The organism is Streptomyces sp. NPDC014656 (assembly GCF_043084305.1).
GTDB lineage: Bacteria > Actinomycetota > Actinomycetes > Streptomycetales > Streptomycetaceae > Streptomyces.
Map to the genome: position 1 here is coordinate 235,926 of NZ_JBIBZN010000012.1, position 17,992 is coordinate 253,917.

The window sequence follows — 17,992 nt, forward strand, 5'->3', positions numbered from 1 at the left end:
GTCCGCCCCCTACAGCTGGGTGGCGGACCGCTTCGGCAGTCCGTACTTCGTGGCGGTCGGGTTCCACAGCCCGGCCGCCTCCTTCTTGGCCGTGGTCGCCTCGGAGCTCTTGTCGCTGGCCGCCTTGAGCCGGTTGGTCGACTTGGCCTTGCCGCCCTTGCAGGCGTTCTTGGCCTTCATCTGGTCCGCCCAGCCCGCGTAGTGGTCGTCGGCCGCCGCGGACGCCTGCCACGCGCGCGTGAGGGCCGCCGTCAGCGCCCCGTTGTCCGGCAGCTTGTCGACGGTGAGCGTCTGGAGCCTGGTCACCAGGCTCCGGCGCTGCTCGGCCGCGCCGCGCAGGTCGGCGGCCGCCTGGTCGAGGTTCTTGCACTGCTTGATCGCCTCGACCGAGCGGATCACCGCGTCCCGGCTGTCGTTGCTGGTGGCCAGGAGCTTGTCCAGCTCCTTCGCCTGCGGCTCGGCCGGGTCGTCCTTCTTCTCCGGCGCCTGGGAGGCGCCGTCGCTCGGCGCCGGGGCCTGCGAGCTGGGCGCGACGCTCTGCCCGGCCTTCGGGTCCTTCTCCTCGTCGCCGCCGCTGAGCAGGGCGCCCACGCCGAGACCGACGACCGCGCAGCCCACCACCACGGCCGCGATCAGCGCGACCGGCGACTTCCGGCGCGGCGGCTCCGGCTCGTCGTCGTAGTAGTACGCCTCCTGCTGACCGCCGGGCGCCTGGTAGCCGCCGCCCCCGCCCGGATAGCCGTACTGCTGCGGCGGCGGCGCCTGGTGCTGCGGTGCCTGGTGCTGCGGAGGGTGCTGCTGGTACGGAGCCGGGGCCTGCTGCTGGTACGCCGGGGGCGCGGGCTGCGCGGGCGCCGCGTCCCGGAAGAGGCTGTCGAACTCCGCGGGCGGCTGCGTCGGCCCGGGACCGCCCGGCACCGGCCCGCCCGGCACCGGCGCGATGTACTGGGTGGCGTCCGAGGCCCCGGCCGGCGCGGGCGGCTGCGGCAGCCGGCCCGTCCCCAGGAACTGCGTCTGCGAGCCGCCGCCGGGGCCGCCCTGCGGCGGCACGGGCGCGATGTGCTGGGTGGCCTGCATGTCCGCGACCGGGGCGGCGGCCGGCGGCGGGTAGCCGTACCCGGCGGGCGGTCCCACCGGCGGGACGCCCCCGGGCACGGGCGCGAGGTGCTGGGTCGCCTGCATGTCGCCGTGACCGGCCACCGGCGGCGGGTAGCCGTAGCCGGGCGGCGGACCGGCGGGCGGCATCCCGCCCGGCGCGCCCTGCGGCTGCGGCGGCACCGGGGCTATGTACTGCGTGGCCTGGAGATCACCGGCGGCCGGCGCCTCGGGGGGCAGCGGCTGCGCGGGGGGCAGCGGCTGCCCGCCGGGCTGCGGCGGGCCGCCCGCGGGGCCCCAGGCACCGCCCCACGCCTGCGCGCCCCCCTGCTCCGGACCCTGTCCGTTCTGCGTCACCGGGACTCCTACTGATGGACCTACGGAATCGTCGGCTCACGCTACCGGGTACGTCCGCCGCTCCGCACACACGTGTGAGACCGGTAACACCCTTCGCGGGGAACCCGGCGGGCCCGCGGACCGTCCGCTCACGCCGCCCGCGCCTCCAGGCGCGCCTCGAACTCCCGGACCACCGCCTCCCCCGCGAAGGGCTCCAGGCGGTCCCTCAGCTCCTCCAGGTACTCCGCCCCGCGCGACGACCTCAGCCCGCCGAGGAGTTCGAGCGCGCGCGTGCCCGCGCGGCACGCCTCCTCGATCTCCCGCTGCTGCACGCGCGCGTGCGCCAGCAGCGCGAACCCGATCGCCCGCCGCCGCGCCCGCCCCTCCGGATGCCCGGCCAGCGACTCCTCCGCCGCGCGGGCCGCGTGCTCCGCCCGGCCCAGGTCCCGGTAGCAGTGGGCCAGTTCGTCCGCCAGGTACGCCCCGTCGAAGTGGGCGATCCAGGCCGGGTCGTCGCCGGACTCCGGATCGGCCCGCTCCAGCGCGCCCGTGGCCCGCCCCGCCGCCGACTCGAAGGCGCGGCCGTCCCCCAGCAGCGCGTGCCCGCGCGCCTCCGCCGCCAGGAACATCGCCTCGGCCCGCGGCGGCACCCCGCCCCGGGTCCCCTCCTGCGCGGCGCGCGCCAACTGGGCGATCTCCCGGGGGTTCCCGAGCTCCGCCGCCAGGTGGCTCATCGACGCGGCCAGCACGTAGCCGCCGTAGGCCCGGTCCCCGGCCGCCTGCGCGAGCCGCAGCGCCTGGATGTAGTACCGCTGGGCGAGCCCCGGTTCGCCCGTGTCCACGGCCATGTACCCGGCCAGCTCGGTCAGTCGGGCCACCGCGCCGAACAGCTCCCGGCCCACCGCCTCCCGGTAGGAGCCCGACAGCATCCCGGACACCACGCTGTCGAGGTAGTGGACCACCACCGGGCGGACGTGCCCGCTGCCGAAGCGCCGGTCCAGGTCGACGAGCGCCGCCGTCGTCTCCCGCACCGCCGCCACGTCGGAGCGGCCGACCCGGGCCCCGGCCGCGCGCGCCACCTGCGCGTCCGCGCCGGTGATCAGCCAGTCCCTGCTGGGCTCGACGAGCGCGGAGGCGGCGACCGCGGAACCGGTCAGGAACTCGCGGCGGCCCACGTCACTGCGGTACAGCTCGCAGACCTGCTCGATGGCGCCGGGCACGGTCGGCGCGAACTGGAGGCCGACGCCCGCCGCGAGGTTCCGGCCGTTGGCCATCCCCACCTCGTCGATCGTCACCGTCCGGCCGATCTTGCGGCCGATCGCCTCCGCGATGACACCGGGCGCCCGGCCGCGCGGCTGCTGCCCGCGCAGCCAGCGCGCCACCGAGGTCTTGTCGTACCGCAGGTCGAGGCCGCGCTCCGCGCCGACCATGTTGACCCTGCGGGCGAGGCCGGCGTTGGAGCAGGCGGCCTCCTGGATGAGCGCCTGGAGCCGTTCGTTGGGCTGTCGTGGCACGAGTGGCCTGGCTGCCATGAGTGGAACCCCCAGACGGGACGGGTACGGACACGGACTGATCACTGCCCTGCGGATATCAGGTCAATGCCGATGTGAACACGCGAAACCGGACACGTCGTTCACCGACTGCCGGGCCTTCCGACGCCCCCCGGCCCCCGCCCCGCGTCCGTCCCCGCCCTCCTTGGTACCCCTCCCCCGCTCCCCGGTCCCCCGCGCGCCCCCGCGCGTGCACCTTTGCGCCCCGCATGCAGGATCGATGCCTCACTCCTGGCGCCGCCCCGCCCGTAACCCCAGGTGACGGGCGCAGTTGTCTTCGACGTGGATGAGACCATCGGAGTCACGACGGAAGCCGCGCAGATCCCCAAGCAGCGAGGGGAGCAGTTGCTCGACAGCGCCGTGCGGTATGCGGAAGAGCGGCACTGGGACGTGTTCCCGGGGACCTGGCTGGAAGCCGTCGACGGCCGGGAGCGCTGCTCCTGCGGCGCGGCCGACTGCCCGCTGCCGGGCGGTCACGCCGTGAAGCCCGACTGGGCGACGCTGGCGACCGGGAGCGGGGTGGGCGCCCGGCGCATGTGGTCGAAGCAGCCGAAGTCGTCGATCCTCCTGCCCACCGGGCGCACCTTCGACGCGATCGAGGTGCCCGAGGCGGCCGGTTTCCTCGCGCTCGCCCGCATGGAGCGGATGGAGCTGACGCTGGGTCCCGTGACCTGCGCCCCGGACCGCCGGATGTTCTTCTTCGTGCTGCCCGGCGCCGCCGCCAAGGTGCCGGACCTGATCCGCAAGCTCGGCTGGACCCCCGCCTCGCTCGACCTCGCCACGCGCGGGGAGGGGCACTACGTGGCGGCGCCGCCGACCCGGATCGGCGGCCGGGGCGCGGTGCAGTGGGCGCGGCGGCCCACTCCGGCGAACCGCTGGCTGCCGGACGCGGAGGAGCTGATCAGCGCCCTCGCGTACGCGTGCGGGCGCGAGGCGGCGGTATCACGGTCCCGGCGTCAGTGACCTGGGGTTTCCCCGAGGCGGCCCCTTAGGGTGGCCGGAAAGGCGCGAACAGCGCCGCGCGGGGACGACCGAAGGGTTGACTTACCATGCCTGACCAGGCATTTGACGGAGCGTTCGAAACCGCGGGCGCCGCACCGGAACCATCCGGTGCGGCGCCCGCGGTGCAGGTGGAGGGGGTGTGGAAGAGATTCGGGCAGCAGATCGCGGTGCACGGGGTCGATCTGGTGCTGCCGGCGGGGAAGTTCATCGGTCTCGTCGGGCCGAACGGCGCCGGGAAGACCACCACCCTCTCCATGATCACCGGCCTGCTGCGGCCGGACTCGGGCCGGATCCGGGTGGCCGGCCACGACGTGTGGGACGACCCCGAGTCGGTGGCGCGGGTGAAGGCCCGGATCGGCATCCTGCCGGAGGGGCTGCGGCTCTTCGAGCGGCTCTCGGGCCGTGAACTCCTGGCGTACAGCGGGCGGCTGCGGGGGCTGCCCGGCGCCGAGGTCGACAAGCGGGCCACCCAGCTGCTGGACGTGCTGGACCTGGCCGGTTCGCAGCACAAGCTGGTGGTCGACTACTCGACCGGCATGCGGAAGAAGATCGGACTGGCGGCGGCGCTGCTGCACAACCCGGACGTGCTCTTCCTGGACGAGCCCTTCGAGGGCGTCGACCCGGTGTCGGCGCAGACCATCCGGGGCGTCCTGGAGCGGTACACGTCCTCCGGCGCGACGGTGGTCTTCTCCAGCCACGTGATGGAGCTGGTGGAGTCGCTGTGCGACTGGGTCGCGGTGATGGCCGGGGGCCGGATCCGCGCGCAGGGTCCGCTGGCGGAGGTGAAGGGCTCGGCGGCGACCCTCCAGGAGGCGTTCCTGGAGCTGGTGGGCGCCCATGACCGGGCGGCGGCGGGGGACTCGCTGGACTGGCTGGGCGGCAAGGGCGAGACCCGGTGACGGCGGTGACGACGGATGCCGCCGCGGCTCCGGTGGCGCTCACCCCGGTCTTCGTCCGCCTGAAGCTGTCGCTGATGCGCAACGGGCTGCGGCAGTCGGGCGGGCGCAGGGCCGCCTTCGTCGCCTCCCTGGTGATCGTGCTGCTGATCGCCGCGTTCATGGTGCTGGGTTTCCTGCTGCTGCGGGGGCACGAGGCGGCCGGGGCGGTCTCGGTGCTCGCGGTCGCGGTCTTCGCCCTGGGCTGGGCGGTGATGCCGCTGTTCCTGCCGAGCGGGGACGAGACGCTGGACCCCTCGCGGCTGGTGATGCTGCCGCTGCGGCCGAAGCCGCTGGTGCGGGCGCTGCTCGTGTCCTCCCTGGTGGGCACCGGCCCGCTCTTCACGCTCTGTCTGGCGTTCGGGGCGGCCGTCTCCGTGGCGCACGGCGTCGCGGCGGCGGTGTTCGCGGTGCTCGCGGTGCCGCTGGTGCTGCTGGTGTGCGTGGCGCTGTCGCGGGCCATCGCGACGGCGAACGTGCGGCTGCTGTCCTCCCGCAAGGGGCGCGACCTGGCGCTGCTGAGCGGTCTGGTGATCGCGCTGGGCTTCCAGGCGGTCAACTTCGGCGTCCAGGCGCTGGGCCGCGCGGAGGACCTGTCGGTGCTCGACACGGTCGCCTCGGTGGTGGGCTGGCTGCCGGCGGCCTCGGCGGTGGCGGCGGTGCGGTCGGCGGCGGACGGGGACCTCCTGCTCGCCGTGGCGCGGCTCGCGGTCTCGGTGGCGGCGGTCGTGGTGCTGCTGTGGTGGTGGCGCCGGAGCCTGGTGCGGCTGATGACCGAGCCGGACGGTTCGACGATCGGCGCGGCTCCCGACACGGTCAAGGACCCGGCGGCGGGGCGCGGGCTGCTGGCGCGGCTGCTGCCCGGAGGCCGTACCGGCGCGGTGATGGAACGTTGCTTCCGCTACATCTGGCGCGACCCGAAGACGAAGGCGTCGTGGGTGACGGCGCTGGCGATCGGCGCGCTGGTGCCGGTCTTCAACGCCTTCCAGGAGGCCGGTTCGGTCTACTGGGCCTGCTTCGCCTCCGGCATGCTGGGCATGCAGATGTTCAACCAGTTCGGGCAGGACTCCTCGGCGTTCTGGATGGTGACGCAGACGATCTCCTCGCGGGCGGAGGCGTACGCGGAGCTGCGGGACCGGGCGTACGTGATGATCGCGATCACGGTGCCGTTCACGGTGGTCGTCGCCGTGGCGACGGGGCTGGTCGCCGGCGGCTGGTCGCAGCTCCCGGAGGTGTTCGGCCTGGCGTTCGCGCTGCTGGGCGCGATGCTGGCGCTGGGCGTGTTCGCCTCGGTGACGTACCCGTACGCGATCCCCCAGGACTCGCACCGCAACGTGGCACCGGGCCAGGGCGGCATGGCGGTCGCCGCGATCTTCGGCGGCATGTTCGCGGGCCCGCTGCTGTGCGCCCCGCTGATCGCCCTGCTGGTCTGGCTGCGGGTGAGCGACCACCACGGCCTGCTGTGGCTGCTGCTGCCCCTGGGGGTGGCCTACGGCGCCCTGCTGACCTGGGGCGCGCTGCGGCTGATGTCGGGCCGGATGGCGAAGCGGCTGCCGGAGATCCTGGCGGCGGTCAGCAAGGGCTGAGGCACGGGAGAAAGGGGCCGTCCACGCGCGCGCGTGGACGGCCCCTTTCTCAGCGGAACGTGTGGGTGACGGTGATCGGGCCGACGATGTGCGCGTTGAACTCGTCCAGCTCCTCGGCGGGGACCCACAGCTCCAGAATCGTGCGGCCGCCTGCCTGCTGGACGGGGTAGCGGGCGAGGAAGGCGGAGTCGACCTCGAAGCGGGTGACGTGGCCGGAGCCGCTGTGCTTCACGTTCCAGTCGCGGGCGATGCGGATCGCGTAGTCCTCGTTGAGCACCGGGTAGAAGATCGGCTGCTCGGGCAGCCGGGGCGGCCAGGCGCGCCAGTCGAGCGCGCGGACGAGGGCGAGCTCCTCGGGGCCGGTGGGGCGCCAGAGGGTCGTCGTCGGCCGGGTCACCGGGCTCGTGCCGGGGCTGGGGCTGTTCATGGCGGGAACGTATCCGGGCGGGACGGACGGCGGCCAGGAGTTTTCCACAGGCGGTTGTCCACAGGGGTGTCGGGGGCGGGGCCCGGGGGCCATGATGCTGGTGAGGGGAACGGGCGACGACCGGGGGGTTCGCATGGCGGTGTTCGGGCGGCGGAGGAAGAAGGGCGCGGAGGGCGGGGACCGCCTTCCCGTGGACGGCCTGTCGGCGGGGCGGGCCGTGGAGGCGGCGGAGGCGGTCGTGCGGCTGACGACGGCCGAGCTGGAGCGGCTGACACGGCTGACGCGGGAGGCGTACGAGCAGGGGGTCCGGCATCAGGTGCTGCCGAGCCGGGCCCGGGCGGCCCTCGACTCCTTCGACCGGGCGGCCCGGTACCTCGACGAGCTGTGCCGCGCGAGGCCGGACGATCCCGAGCTGTGGCACATGCGGGGCGCGCTGCTCTACTCCCGGGCCACCACCCAGCTCGCGCTCGGCCTGCCCGGAGCGGCGGTCGCGGACCTGGGCGCGTGCGTGGACGCCTACGACGGGAGCGGCCTGCCGAACGCGCCTCTGCTGGCGGCGGACGCGACGATACGGCGGGCCCGGGCGCACGCCGAGGCCGGGCACCCGATGGCCGCGCTCGCGGACGTGGACCGGGCGATCGGCGCCTATGTGGCGGCCGGGGCCCACGACTCGCCGCATCCGTTGCTCCCCGACTTCGCGCGGGTCCTGGCGCTGGCGGCGGCGGTGCAGCTGAAGGTCGGCGACACGGACCAGGCGCTGGCCTGCGCCCGGCAGTCGCTGGCCCGCTACCAGGACCTGACGCGGCAGCGGGGCGGGCTCGACCTGGAGGAGACCGGGTACATGGCGGACGCGGCCGGGGAGACCGCGTCCCTGCTGGAGGCCGCGCGCGGCAATTGGGACACGGCGCTCGCGGTGGACCTGGTGGTGCGGGAGGCGGCCGAGGCGGGGCTCGGCGGCCTCGGGCAGGCGCTGGCGCGCGAGGGGCTGCACCTGCGGCTGGCCGGCCGGGAGCGGCAGGCCGGGCCGGTGCTGGCCCGGGCCGAGGCGCTGGCACCGGGATCGGTGGCCCGGGAGGAGGAGCTGGCCGCGCAGCCGCTGCCGCCGTCCCTGGCGGAGGCGCTCGCGGCGGGCGAGGAGCTGCTGCGGGACGGGCGGGACGTGCCGCTGCCGCTGGGCGAGATGGTGCGGCTGCGGGTGGAGCTGACGGCGCACGAGTCGTACTCGTCGTCGGTGCGGGTCCGGATGGGCTCCGCGTTCGCCCCGAAGGCGGCGCTGCTGGCGGCCGTGGCGGGGCTCCTGCTGCGGGAGGGGCGGGTCGCGCAGGCGTGGCGGGTCGCGCTGGAGACCCACCTCATATGCGACTCGATCGTCCGCCGCGCGGGCGACGCGGCGGCGGGCCTGCTGCCGGGGCTCGCCGGGCCGTGGCGCGACGCCCTGGAGGTGGCCTCGCGGGCGGCGGTCGCCGGGGGCCGGGACTCCTTCGTGGAGGACGTGGCGGCGGCCTCGGCGGAGCTGAGCGCGACGCTCGGGGAGAAGCCGGGACAGCAGCCCGGGGAGCCGCTCCGGGAGGGATGACGGGCGTCGGCGCGGGCCCGGGGCGCCCGGCCGGGGTCAGGGGCCTCCGAGGCGGGACCTGAGCCAGGCCGGGTCCGGGTTGGTGTGGTGGCGGCCGGCCAGGAGGACGGTGGGCACGGTCTCGTTGCCGTCGTTCACGGCGCGGACGGCCGCCGCGCCCTCCGGGTCGCGCCAGATGTTCACCCAGTACGCCTCCCGGGCCCGGCCGCCGAGGCGGGCGCGGAGCCGCATGCAGTACGTACAGCCCGGCCGCCAGTAGACGACCGGCCTCCCGTCGGCCCCGCTGCGGCGCAGGGCCTCGGCCGAGGTGAGCGAGCGCGGGAAGATCAGCGGGGAGTTGGCCCCCGCCAGGACGAGGAAGAGCGCCAGGAGGGCGAGGCCGGTGACCGGGTTCCCGCCCGCCACGCGACTCCCCGCGACGAGCAGTCCCGCGAGGGCCAGCAGGATCGGCGTCAGCCAGGCACGTATCACCCTGCCAGGCTAGCGGGCCGCCCCGTGCCGGGCCCGGCGCCTCAGCCACCGGACGGGCCGGGCTCCGCCGCGCGGTCGAGCGCGTCCCACGCGAGCCCGGGACGTTCGGCGAACGCCTCGGCCACGCGCTCCCGCCAGTCCGCGGGGGCGGGCCGGTCCTCCGGACCCCGGGCACGCGGGCCGTCTCCCCGGGCGGCCCCGCGGGCGGCCTCGCGGCGGCAGGGGCCGCAGCGGGTCTCGTCCGCGACCGGCCGGAAGACATGGGCCTCGCCCGGCCCCTCGCACTCCAGGAGCGGCCCGGGCGCCGGGGCCTCCCACGCCCACGCCTCCCCCTGCTCCGGCGGAAGCTTCTCCACCAGCCGGTGCCGCAGGAAGCCGGCCGCCGAGCGGACACCGGGCCGGGGCAGATGAGAGGTCAGGGCGTGCCGGAGGTCCCCGAGCGAGACGCCACGGCAGAGCCATTCCGCGGCCAGGACGGCGAGCTTCCGCGCCTCCCGGACACCGAGCAGCAGGTCCCGGTGCTCGTGACGGAGCGAGAGCAGGAGCCGTTCCGCCTGGGCTACTTGGGAGCCCGGGGCGGGGGCCGGAGAGGGGGTGGAGGGGGAGAGGGTGGAGGGGGAGGGGGCGGGGGAGGGGCCCGGAGCCGGGGCCGGAGCCTGGGCCAGAGCCGGGTCCTGGTCCTGGGCCAGAGCCGGAGCCTGGGCCGGAGCCGGAGCCGGAGCCAATGTCCCACTCACGTCCGGGACTTCGGTCGCGGCCGGGTGCTCGCTTCGCGGGGGCTCTTGGGTGGGTGGGTGGGGGGTGTTCTTCTCCCGGTCTTCATCTTTGGAGGAGCCGCCGATCCTCGGGGTTCCCGGTCCACCGACCGTCGGAAAGGGCACAGTCGGTGGCCGGCCGCCCTCCCGCACCTCCCCCGCCTCGTCACCCGTGAGGGTGACGTTCGCGATGAGCTGCTCGGTGATCCAGCGGCCCCGGCCGCCCTGCCACCGCCATTCGTGCAGATACCCGCACGCCATGAGCAATTTCTTCGCCCGCTGGTACGCCCGGGGCTTCATGCCCAGGTCGACGGCGTGCTCGCCGAGCGGCTTCGCCGTGGCCGCGTTCTCCGGGAGACCCTGGAGGTAGACGATGAGGATTTTCGCGTCGCTGGTCAGGCGCGGATTCCGGACGACACTGTGCGAGACCTTCGTGTACGCCGACAAGGGCGCGATAGCATGCCGAAGCATTTCTGGTGGACCTCTTCGTATCCACTAGGAGTGAAGGCCCCCGGGGGTGTTCGAGCACCGGCCGGGGGCCGCTCCTTTTACGGAGCGTGACGATCCCGTCACCGTAGCGCAGACTCCACCGCCCGGTGCAGCAACTCTCCCTCCACGAACGGATCTTCGACCGTCGGGAGCGACCTCCAGCCCAGCGGCCACGTCGTCCCCCCGAACGCGGGGATCCCGACGTACGACTCGCTCCGCCCGCCGCCGTGCAGCGCCCGCGTCGGCGCCGGCCACGCGAACCGGGACGCCGTCCCCGGCGCCAGCAAGAAGTAGACGTTCCGCTCCCGCGTCGCCTCCCGGACGATCGGGCCCGCCTGGAACCCCGTGAACGCCATGAGGTCGTACGCGACCTCCTCCCCGAGGTACCCGCCGATCCGTACCGCGTCGAAGTGCACCCCCGCGAGACGAAGGGCGTGACCGGCACCCGGAACCCAAGAGGGGGTCATGTCAAGCGACTTGCTCAGATTCATGCGACCAGCTTTGCGGGCGTGGTCTGCTGTCGCCACGGACACAGTGGTGTTGTGCAGGACTGTGCACTCGGGGAGGTGGGGTGTGAACAAGGACGACAAGCAGGGCGCCGGAGCCGCGAAGACCTTCGGGATGATGCTGCGGTTCTACCGCGAGCGGGCCAAGTACTCGCAGGAATCCGTGGGCAAGGAAACCGGGTATTCCAAGTCCCAGGTGGCCATGATCGAGCGGGGGCTGCGCCATCCGAAGGGCGACTTCGTGTCGATCGTGGATCCGCTGCTGGGTGCACAAGGTGCACTGCTGAAGCTGGCGGAGGAAATCGTCACGAGTGGCGTCGCGGCCTGGTTCGAGGACTACCTGGAGGAGGAGAAGAAGGCGGTCGGCATTCACAAGTACGACTGCCACTTGATCCCTGGGCTGCTCCAGACCCATGAATACGCGCGGGCCGTCTTCCACAGCGCAGTCCCGCCCATGGAGGACGACGACATAGAGGTGCACGTCGCAGCCCGGATCAAGCGACAGGAGTTGTTCTTCCGGAAGCCCGCTCCCTTGGTGACCTTCGTACTGGAGCAGTCTGCTCTCGCCAAGCCCCTCGGGGGCCCTGAGGTGCTTCGGAAGAATCTGCTGCACGTGTGTGAGCAGGCGAATCTCCGTAACGTGACCATCCAGGTCATGCCTGAGGGCCGATGGACCCACGCCGGCCTGAGCGGCTCTTTCACTCTGCTGGAGACCAACGAGAACCGTGGTCGGTTGATCTATGTGGAAGGCCAGGTCGGACGGTACTTTCTGACCGAACAGCCGGACGTGGCAATCGTTGCCGCTCGCTATAGCGAGCTGAGGGCCCAGGCGCTCAGCCCGGAGGACACCGCACGACTCATCGAGAAGATGGCACGGGAACTGTGAGCACCGACCTCAAGTGGTTCAAGAGCAGCTACAGCAGCGAACAGGGCGGTGACTGCGTCGAGGTCGCCTCCTGTGTGCACTTTGTGCACGTGCGGGACTCCAAGGACACCGCCCTCCCCTCCCTCTCCGTCTCCCCCGCCGCCTGGGGCGAGTTCATCGCCCGGGTGAAGTAGGCGCGGCGCATGCGAAAGGGCCTCCGTCCCGGTGGGGGCGGAGGCCCTGCGGTGTGGGGCGAGCCGTTAGAAGACGGCGTTCATGTCGTCCCAGTTGTAGTCGCTGTCGTGGTGGAAGCCCGCGTTCAGGCCGCCGGTGCCCCTGCCCGTGTAGACCATCATGCAGCCGGCTCCCTCGCAGTTGCTGTCCGTGAGGGACGTCGAGGCGCCGCTGCCGGTGATGGCCAGCAGGTCGTTGGGGTCGCTGTACTCGACGTTGCCGATGCCGACGAACGCCTTCATCACGTTCCAGCCGCTGCCGACGAGGACCCGGGAGCCGAGGGCGCCGGGCTTGGTCGGGTAGCGCCAGAGCTTGCCGGTCGACGCCTCGCGGGCGAGGAGGTCGGCCTTGCCGTCGCCGTTCAGGTCACCGGGGGCGACCAGCGCGTTCATGCCGTTCCAGCCGCCGGAGCCGATGAGCTTGCGGGCGCCGAGGCCGCTGCCCGTACCGGGGTACAGCCACAGCTTGCCCGTGGACTTCTCCACCGCCAGGAGGTCCGTACGGCCGTCGCCGGACAGGTCGCCGAAGGCCGTGAGGTGGTTCATGGAGTTCCAGCCACCCGAACCGATCAGCACGCGCGAACCGACGTAACCGGTACCGGAACCCTTGTACAGCCACAGCTTGCCGGTGGACGCCTCGCGGGCGATCACGTCCTCCTTGCCGTCGCCGGAGAAGTCACCGTGACGGGTCAGCGCGTTCATCGCGTTCCAGCCCGGGCCCACCAGCTTGCCGCTGCCGTCGCCGGGGAGGAACCACATGCGGCCGGCCATGTCGCGGACCAGGAGGTCCGCCCGGAGGTCGCCGTCCAGGTTGGCGAAGGCGGACCGGGACGACGCCTCGGAGAAGGCGTACCAGCTCGGGTACGCGGGGCCGTCGCACTCGCGGTACGTGGGGACGAGCTTGATCGAGCTCACCGAGCCCAAGCCGAAGCCGCCCCACTCCGTGCCGCCCGGGTCGGGCGCCACGGTGCCGACGCTCCAGTACGACGTCGTGTAGGCGGGCTCGTCGTACCCGCACGCGTACAGGTTCGTGCGGTTGGAAACCGACTGGATCTTGTTGTCCCACGTGCCGAGCGTCGGCATGCTCTTGGTGGTCTTCAGCATCGTGCCCGTGGCGTGCGCCGTCGTCCAGGCACAGAAGTAGCCCTTCGGGCAGTCGCTCGGCTCCGCTTGGGCGGGTGCGGCCGTCGCCACGCCGAGGGCTCCCAGGGTGGCCAGGCCCAGCAGGGACGCCAGGGCACGTCTCATCGTCTTGCGCATTTCTTCCCCTCCCCACACCCGTGGGCGAGGGACGGCTGCCGCCCCTCGCCCACGGGTACTCCGTTCACGCGGCGTGTCAGAACTGGCCGTTCAGGCCGTGCCAGGACTCGCTCTCCAGGGCGCCCGTCTGGAAGCCGTTGGTGGAGCGGCCGTCGTAGAGGACCAGGTTGCCCGGGCCCTGGCCCAGGTTCGACGAGTAGGAGCTGTTCGTGATGGCGGCCATGTCGGTGTAGCCGTCGCCGCTGTGGTCACCGACCGCGAGGAAGCCGGCCATGACGTTCCAGCCGCCGCCGATGAGGACGCGGGTGGCGAGGCCGCCGGTCTTGCCCGGGTACAGCCACAGCTTGCCGGTGGAGGGCTCGCGGGTGAGGAGGTCGGCCTTGCCGTCCTTGGTCATGTCGCCGAAGCCGATGAGGGCGTTCATCGAGTTCCAGCCGCTGGAGCCGATGAGCTTGCGGGCGCCGAGGCCGCTGCCCGTACCGGGGTACAGCCACAGCTTGCCGGTGGACTTCTCCACCGCCAGGAGGTCCGAGCGGCCGTCGCCGGACAGGTCGCCGAAGGCGGTGAGGTGGTTCATGGAGTTCCAGCCACCCGAACCGATCAGCACGCGCGAACCGACGTAACCGGTGCCGGCGCCCTTGTACAGCCACAGCTTGCCGGTGGACGCCTCGCGGGCGATCACGTCCTCCTTGCCGTCACCGGAGAAGTCACCGTGACGGGTCAGGGCGTTCATCGCGTTCCAGCCGCCCGAGCCGACGAGCGTGCCGCTGCCGTCGCCGGGGAGGAACCACAGGCGGCCGACCTTGTCGCGGACCAGGACGTCGGCCGCCTTGTCGCCGTTCAGGTCGCCGAACGCGGGCGCGGTGGCCTGCGGGTTGGCGTACCAGTAGGGGTACGGCTCGTAGCCGCCGCACTCGCGCTCGGTGGTGACCAGGCGGACGGAGCTGACGCTGGTGCTGCCGGGGCCGCCCCACTCGGTGCCCGAGGGGTTGGGGGCGATGGACCAGACGTCGCCGACGTAGCCGTGGTTCGGCTCGTCGTGGAGGCAGGCGAACTTGCCGGTGCGGTTGGAGACCGAGCGGAACTGGTTGTCCCAGGTGCCGAGCGTGGGGGCGTCCACGTTCGTCTTGTACATGGTGCCGGTGGCGTCGTCCGTCTTCCAGGCGCAGAAGTAGCCCGCGGGGCAGTCCGCGGGTGCCGCCTGGGCGGGGGCCGCGCCCGCGCCGAGGACGCCGAGCGTGGTGAGACCGAGCGCCGTGGCCGCGGTGGCCAGGCGCCGGCGCAGAGATATGCGCATGCGTTCCCTTGTGTCCCTTGTGTTCCCTCGTGATGGGCGGCGCGGAGACGTACCGCTCGACGCGCCGTGGGAGGGACGCTACCGCGTCCGGCGGCGGGCGCGCGAGGAGGTTGCCGGGGCGGGGTCCCTGCGGGGCTCGGCGGGAGCTGTCGGGACCCGGCAGGAGCCCGCGGCAGGGGCGGGCCTTGGCCGGAGGGCCGGCGGGGACCGGCCGGGCCAGACGGGGCCCGACGGGGGCCTGTCGGGGGCCTGTCGGGGGCCCGGCGGGGCTCAGGGGGCGCGCTTGCCGGGGAGGCCGTAGTGCCTCTCCGTCTCGTCCCGGTCGATGGCCGGGTGGCCGTCGATGACCGGGTGGCCGTCGGCGGCCGGTGTGTCAGGTGGTCAGGACGCCCGTCAGGAAGGGGTCCACGGCCTCGGCCCAGGCTTCCGGGTGGGTGTAGTGGAGGAGGTGCCCGGCGTCGGGGATCTCCGCGTAGACCCCGTGGGGGAGGACGCGGACCATCTCCTGGGCCTCGGCCCGGCCCAGTTCGCCGTCGAGGCCGCGGACGACGAGGGTGGGGCAGCGGACCTGGGCGAGGGAGTCCCAGTGGGCGTCGTGGACCCAGGTCTCGCGGGAGGTGAGCATCTGGGCCGGGTCGAAGACCGGGTGCCAGCCGTCGGGGCGCTCGGTCATCACCTCGGCGAAGAAGGCGGCCCGCGCCGGGTTGGGCGTCTCCACCCACGCGTCGTCCGCGCCGAACCAGCGGTGCACGGCCTCCAGCGTCGGGAAGGGCGCCGGCCAGCTGCGGAACCAGTCCTGCCAGGCGCGCTGGGAGGCGGCGCCGAGCGCGGAGGCCCGCATGTCGCAGATGACGAGGGCGCGGACCAGGTCCGGGCGCTCGGCGGCCAGCTGCCAGGCGGTCAGCGCGCCCATGGAGTGGCCGACGAGGGTGACGGGGGCGAGCCCGAGCCGCTCGATGACGGCCGCCGCGTCCGCCACGTACGCCTCGCGGGTGAAGGGTCCGGCGGGCGGCTTCTCGCTCGCGCCGTGGCCGCGCTGGTCGAGCGCGAGCGTGCGGCGGCCTGTGGCGAGGAGGCGCGCGGCGGGGGCCCAGTGGGCCGCGTGGCCCATCAGGCCGTGGAGCAGTAAGACCGGGGCGTCCGAGCGCGCGGGGGCGGGCGACGGCGGGGCGGGGGCGGCGGCGGGCCTGGCCCGGTCCTCCGGCGCGGCGGGCTGGCGGGCGATGCTCACGGCGGGCGGGCGCGGGGACGTGCGGGCCCCGGGCGCGGGCCCGTCGGGGGCCGCGCCCCGCACCGTGAAGTCCCAGGCCGCCAGCCGGATGCCGTCGGCTCCGGTGACGTCGAGTCGTCGCGCCATGGTCTGGCACCCCCTCTTTCCCGTCGAACCACACCAGACTATCGAACCCACATTCGAAAATGCGCTTCTGCCACCCAACACCCCTCGTTCGAGTGACGGGCCTCAAGGATTGGCGCGCGCCGCCGAGGGGAGATCTTCAACGGGAGGCGGACCGCTCGGGGAAAACGGTCCGGCGGGACCGACCTAGGGAGCTCGGGGCTCCAGGTCGGAACAGGGGAGGACAGGCCCCGGCGCCGCGAGGCGCCGGGGCCCTCTGTCGTCCCGGACGCTCCGTCAGGAACCGCCCCCGGAACGCGCGGCAGTCGGCGTACGGCCCCTGTCGCTCCCACGGCCCCCACCCTTCCGCGCGTCACACGACGCACCCGGCTCGTCCCAGCGTGGCACGCCGAGGGCACGCGCGGGGCCATTCCGGCGTAAAACGGGGCGCGCGACGGATCCGTCGCCCAGCCGTGGCCCATTCGTGACCGCCGTTCCCACAACCCCTCCCGGGTCCCGGCGGTCGACCCTGTCATGCGCAGTCCTCAAGTCCTCGCCAAAGGCGACCACATCGCGATCCTGAGGGAGGGTCACCTCACGATCGAGCAGGACCGGGTCATCACGACCGTGCCGCTCGCCGCCGTCGAAGAGGTGCGTCAGAGCGGCGCGGCCTCGCTCGTCCTCGTCCTGACCGACGGCGTCACCCGCCCGCTCCCCGAGGGCAACGCGTACTCGGCGCCCGCGTTCCGCGCCGCCGTGACCGAGGCCCTGCCCGAAAGCCGCGACCCCGCCGGCAGCGCCCTCCTCACCACCGAGGAGGGCCGGGGCGCGATCCCCGTGTGGGCGGTCTGGCTGGGCGTCCTCGGCTTCCTGGGCGCCTACGTGGCGTACGTCTGGTGGACCGGCGCCGCGCACGGCCCGGAGATGGGCATGGCCGCCTTCGGCGCGGTCCTCGGCCTGTTCCTCGGCGGCTTCGGCCTGCTCGGCGCCGTGAGCAGCGCCCGGGACCGGGTGCTGCTCGCCCGCCGGGGCATCACCGTCGTGGCCACGCGGGTGTACCACCCCAACGGCAGGAGGGCGAGCTACTACAGGTTCACCGACGCGAGCGGCAACGAGCTGAACACCACCTACGGCTCCGGCCGGCCCACGAACGAGATCCACGTCGTGTACGACCCCGAGGCCCCCTCACGGCGCCACGCCGCCTCCGAGCCGGCCTACGCGACCGTCGTCAAGCACGCCCTCGGCCTGCTGACCGCCGCCACCGTCCTCGCACTCGGCCTGTGGGGCGCGCTCGCGCCCTACGTGTAGCGGCCCGTAGGGGAAGCCGCCCCGCACGGGAAGCCGCCCCGCACGGGAAGCCGCCCCGCACGGGAAGCCGCCCCGCACGGGAAGCCGCCCCGCACGGGAAGCCGCCCCGCACGGGGCGGGGCCGGGCCGCTCTCGCGTGCCCGGCCCCGCCCCTGCTCCGCCCGACGTCAGCGCTTCGCGACGAAGACGTGCGCCGCGACCTCCGCGTCCAGCTCCGCCGCCTCGCCGCTGCTGCCGACGAGCACGCCGCCGGCCGACTCCGACACGGAGACGACCGAGCCGGGCTGCACGCCGGCCCGCCGCAGCGTGTACATGAGCTGGGCGTCCGTCTGGATCGGCTCGCCGATGCGGCGGACGACCACCGTCTTGCCCTCGCTCGCGTCCAGGTCCGCCAGCGACACCATCGAGTCGTCGAGGAAGGACTCGGCCTCGGCCTTCTCGCCCAGCTCCTCCAGACCCGGGATCGGGTTGCCGTACGGCGACTCCGTCGGGTGGCGCAGCAGCTCCAGGACGCGGCGCTCCACGGCCTCGCTCATCACGTGCTCCCAGCGGCACGCCTCGGCGTGGACCTGCTCCCACTCCAGGCCGATCACGTCGACGAGCAGGCACTCGGCGAGGCGGTGCTTGCGCATCACGCGCGTCGCGAGACGGCGGCCCTCCTCGGTCAGCTCCAGGTGGCGGTCGCTCGCCACGGCGACCAGACCGTCCCGCTCCATGCGGGCGACCGTCTGGCTCACCGTCGGGCCGCTCTGGTCGAGCCGCTCCGCGATCCGGGCGCGCATGGGGACCACACCTTCCTCTTCGAGCTCCAGGATGGTGCGGAGATACATCTCCGTGGTGTCGATCAGTCCGGACATTCGTGCCCCTCGATGAGTCGTGCGCTGGCCCTGCGCCAATTCTTGCGCATCGGGCCGACAAGCGGGCGGCCCCCGCCCCGGACCGGGAGAAGTGAGGACACCGGGACGGCG

17 protein-coding genes are annotated in these 17,992 nt (G+C 73.8%); 7 read left to right on the plus strand and 10 right to left on the minus strand.

Annotation, left to right across the window (positions count from 1 at the left end; all coding sequences use genetic code 11):
• Positions 1–9: 9 nt before the first annotated feature.
• Together ACF1ED_RS26230 and ACF1ED_RS26235 are read right to left on the minus strand one after the other, a co-directional pair.
• A complete protein-coding gene (locus ACF1ED_RS26230) occupies positions 10–1,452 on the minus strand; it encodes a hypothetical protein (RefSeq protein WP_391764413.1) in 1,443 nt (480 codons plus the stop codon).
• A gap of 128 nt (positions 1,453–1,580) precedes the next feature.
• The gene (locus ACF1ED_RS26235) at positions 1,581–2,963 is read right to left on the minus strand and encodes a transcriptional regulator (RefSeq protein WP_391764415.1); all 1,383 of its coding nucleotides are present in this window, start codon (positions 2,961–2,963) and stop codon (positions 1,581–1,583) included.
• 300 nt (positions 2,964–3,263) lie between these two features.
• Between ACF1ED_RS26235 and ACF1ED_RS26240 the strand changes: the two genes are divergently transcribed.
• The 3 genes from ACF1ED_RS26240 (at position 3,264) to ACF1ED_RS26250 (ending at position 6,504) form a co-directional block, all read left to right on the plus strand.
• Positions 3,264–3,944: a bifunctional DNA primase/polymerase gene (locus tag ACF1ED_RS26240; RefSeq protein WP_391764417.1), complete on the plus strand. Its 681-nt coding sequence runs from the start codon at positions 3,264–3,266 to the stop codon at positions 3,942–3,944.
• Between the two features lie 86 nt (positions 3,945–4,030).
• Positions 4,031–4,882: an ABC transporter ATP-binding protein gene (locus ACF1ED_RS26245; RefSeq protein WP_391764419.1), complete on the plus strand. Its 852-nt coding sequence runs from the start codon at positions 4,031–4,033 to the stop codon at positions 4,880–4,882.
• Between the two features lie 74 nt (positions 4,883–4,956).
• Positions 4,957–6,504, plus strand: coding sequence for a transporter (locus tag ACF1ED_RS26250; protein ID WP_391764500.1), 1,548 nt, complete (start codon positions 4,957–4,959; stop codon positions 6,502–6,504).
• A 49-nt stretch (positions 6,505–6,553) separates the two neighbouring features.
• On the opposite strand, the gene ACF1ED_RS26255 is transcribed toward ACF1ED_RS26250, so the two are convergent.
• Positions 6,554–6,931 (minus strand): ADP-ribosylation/crystallin J1, encoded by a 378-nt coding sequence (locus ACF1ED_RS26255; RefSeq protein ID WP_391764421.1) that lies wholly within the window; start codon positions 6,929–6,931, stop codon positions 6,554–6,556.
• Positions 6,932–7,064: 133 nt separating this feature from the next.
• Between ACF1ED_RS26255 and ACF1ED_RS26260 the strand changes: the two genes are divergently transcribed.
• Positions 7,065–8,507: a hypothetical protein gene (locus ACF1ED_RS26260; protein ID WP_391764423.1), complete on the plus strand. Its 1,443-nt coding sequence runs from the start codon at positions 7,065–7,067 to the stop codon at positions 8,505–8,507.
• A 36-nt stretch (positions 8,508–8,543) separates the two neighbouring features.
• Here ACF1ED_RS26260 and ACF1ED_RS26265 read toward each other — a convergent pair whose 3' ends face one another.
• The 3 genes from ACF1ED_RS26265 to ACF1ED_RS26275 form a co-directional block, all read right to left on the minus strand.
• Positions 8,544–8,978, minus strand: a complete 435-nt coding sequence (locus ACF1ED_RS26265) for a glutaredoxin domain-containing protein (RefSeq protein ID WP_391764425.1) — start codon at positions 8,976–8,978, stop codon at positions 8,544–8,546.
• A gap of 41 nt (positions 8,979–9,019) precedes the next feature.
• Positions 9,020–10,180 carry a hypothetical protein gene (locus tag ACF1ED_RS26270; RefSeq protein WP_391764427.1) on the minus strand — a complete coding sequence of 387 codons (1,161 nt, stop codon included), beginning with the start codon at positions 10,178–10,180 and terminating at the stop codon, positions 9,020–9,022.
• Positions 10,181–10,302: 122 nt separating this feature from the next.
• Entirely contained in the window at positions 10,303–10,713 is a 411-nt protein-coding gene (locus ACF1ED_RS26275; protein ID WP_391764429.1) for a hypothetical protein, read from the minus strand.
• 82 nt (positions 10,714–10,795) lie between these two features.
• Here ACF1ED_RS26275 and ACF1ED_RS26280 point away from each other — a divergent pair, with 82 nt between their 5' ends.
• Entirely contained in the window at positions 10,796–11,614 is an 819-nt protein-coding gene (locus tag ACF1ED_RS26280; RefSeq protein ID WP_391764431.1) for a helix-turn-helix domain-containing protein, read from the plus strand.
• The gene (locus tag ACF1ED_RS26285) at positions 11,611–11,787 is read left to right on the plus strand and encodes a DUF397 domain-containing protein (RefSeq protein ID WP_391764433.1); all 177 of its coding nucleotides are present in this window, start codon (positions 11,611–11,613) and stop codon (positions 11,785–11,787) included. The genes ACF1ED_RS26280 and ACF1ED_RS26285 overlap by 4 nt, the downstream gene beginning before the upstream one ends.
• 66 nt (positions 11,788–11,853) lie before the next feature.
• Here ACF1ED_RS26285 and ACF1ED_RS26290 read toward each other — a convergent pair whose 3' ends face one another.
• From ACF1ED_RS26290 to ACF1ED_RS26300, 3 genes are all read right to left on the minus strand, one after another.
• Entirely contained in the window at positions 11,854–13,086 is a 1,233-nt protein-coding gene (locus tag ACF1ED_RS26290; protein ID WP_391764435.1) for an FG-GAP-like repeat-containing protein, read from the minus strand.
• Positions 13,087–13,162: 76 nt separating this feature from the next.
• The gene (locus ACF1ED_RS26295) at positions 13,163–14,383 is read right to left on the minus strand and encodes an FG-GAP-like repeat-containing protein (protein ID WP_391764437.1); all 1,221 of its coding nucleotides are present in this window, start codon (positions 14,381–14,383) and stop codon (positions 13,163–13,165) included.
• A 373-nt stretch (positions 14,384–14,756) separates the two neighbouring features.
• A complete protein-coding gene (locus ACF1ED_RS26300) occupies positions 14,757–15,740 on the minus strand; it encodes an alpha/beta fold hydrolase (protein WP_391764439.1) in 984 nt (327 codons plus the stop codon).
• A 510-nt stretch (positions 15,741–16,250) separates the two neighbouring features.
• Between ACF1ED_RS26300 and ACF1ED_RS26305 the strand changes: the two genes are divergently transcribed.
• Positions 16,251–17,024 carry a hypothetical protein gene (locus ACF1ED_RS26305; RefSeq protein ID WP_391764441.1) on the plus strand — a complete coding sequence of 258 codons (774 nt, stop codon included), beginning with the start codon at positions 16,251–16,253 and terminating at the stop codon, positions 17,022–17,024.
• A 167-nt stretch (positions 17,025–17,191) separates the two neighbouring features.
• On the opposite strand, the gene ACF1ED_RS26310 is transcribed toward ACF1ED_RS26305, so the two are convergent.
• A complete protein-coding gene (locus tag ACF1ED_RS26310) occupies positions 17,192–17,881 on the minus strand; it encodes a metal-dependent transcriptional regulator (protein WP_030749462.1) in 690 nt (229 codons plus the stop codon).
• Between the last annotated feature and the right edge of the window lie 111 nt (positions 17,882–17,992).

Excerpts from the sequence above, each read along its gene's own strand:
- ACF1ED_RS26235 (WP_391764415.1), bottom strand. The coding sequence starts at position 2,963 with ATGGCAGCCAGGCCACTCGTGCCACGACAGCCCAACGAACGGCTCCAG.
- ACF1ED_RS26245 (WP_391764419.1), top strand. The coding sequence starts at position 4,031 with ATGCCTGACCAGGCATTTGACGGAGCGTTCGAAACCGCGGGCGCCGCA.
- ACF1ED_RS26250 (WP_391764500.1), top strand. The coding sequence starts at position 4,957 with ATGCGCAACGGGCTGCGGCAGTCGGGCGGGCGCAGGGCCGCCTTCGTC.
- ACF1ED_RS26255 (WP_391764421.1), bottom strand. The coding sequence starts at position 6,931 with ATGAACAGCCCCAGCCCCGGCACGAGCCCGGTGACCCGGCCGACGACG.
- ACF1ED_RS26260 (WP_391764423.1), top strand. The coding sequence starts at position 7,065 with ATGGCGGTGTTCGGGCGGCGGAGGAAGAAGGGCGCGGAGGGCGGGGAC.
- ACF1ED_RS26275 (WP_391764429.1), bottom strand. The coding sequence starts at position 10,713 with ATGAATCTGAGCAAGTCGCTTGACATGACCCCCTCTTGGGTTCCGGGT.
- ACF1ED_RS26290 (WP_391764435.1), bottom strand. The coding sequence starts at position 13,086 with ATGCGCAAGACGATGAGACGTGCCCTGGCGTCCCTGCTGGGCCTGGCC.
- ACF1ED_RS26295 (WP_391764437.1), bottom strand. The coding sequence starts at position 14,383 with ATGCGCATATCTCTGCGCCGGCGCCTGGCCACCGCGGCCACGGCGCTC.
- ACF1ED_RS26300 (WP_391764439.1), bottom strand. The coding sequence starts at position 15,740 with ATGGCGCGACGACTCGACGTCACCGGAGCCGACGGCATCCGGCTGGCG.
- ACF1ED_RS26305 (WP_391764441.1), top strand. The coding sequence starts at position 16,251 with ATGCGCAGTCCTCAAGTCCTCGCCAAAGGCGACCACATCGCGATCCTG.
- ACF1ED_RS26310 (WP_030749462.1), bottom strand. The coding sequence starts at position 17,881 with ATGTCCGGACTGATCGACACCACGGAGATGTATCTCCGCACCATCCTG.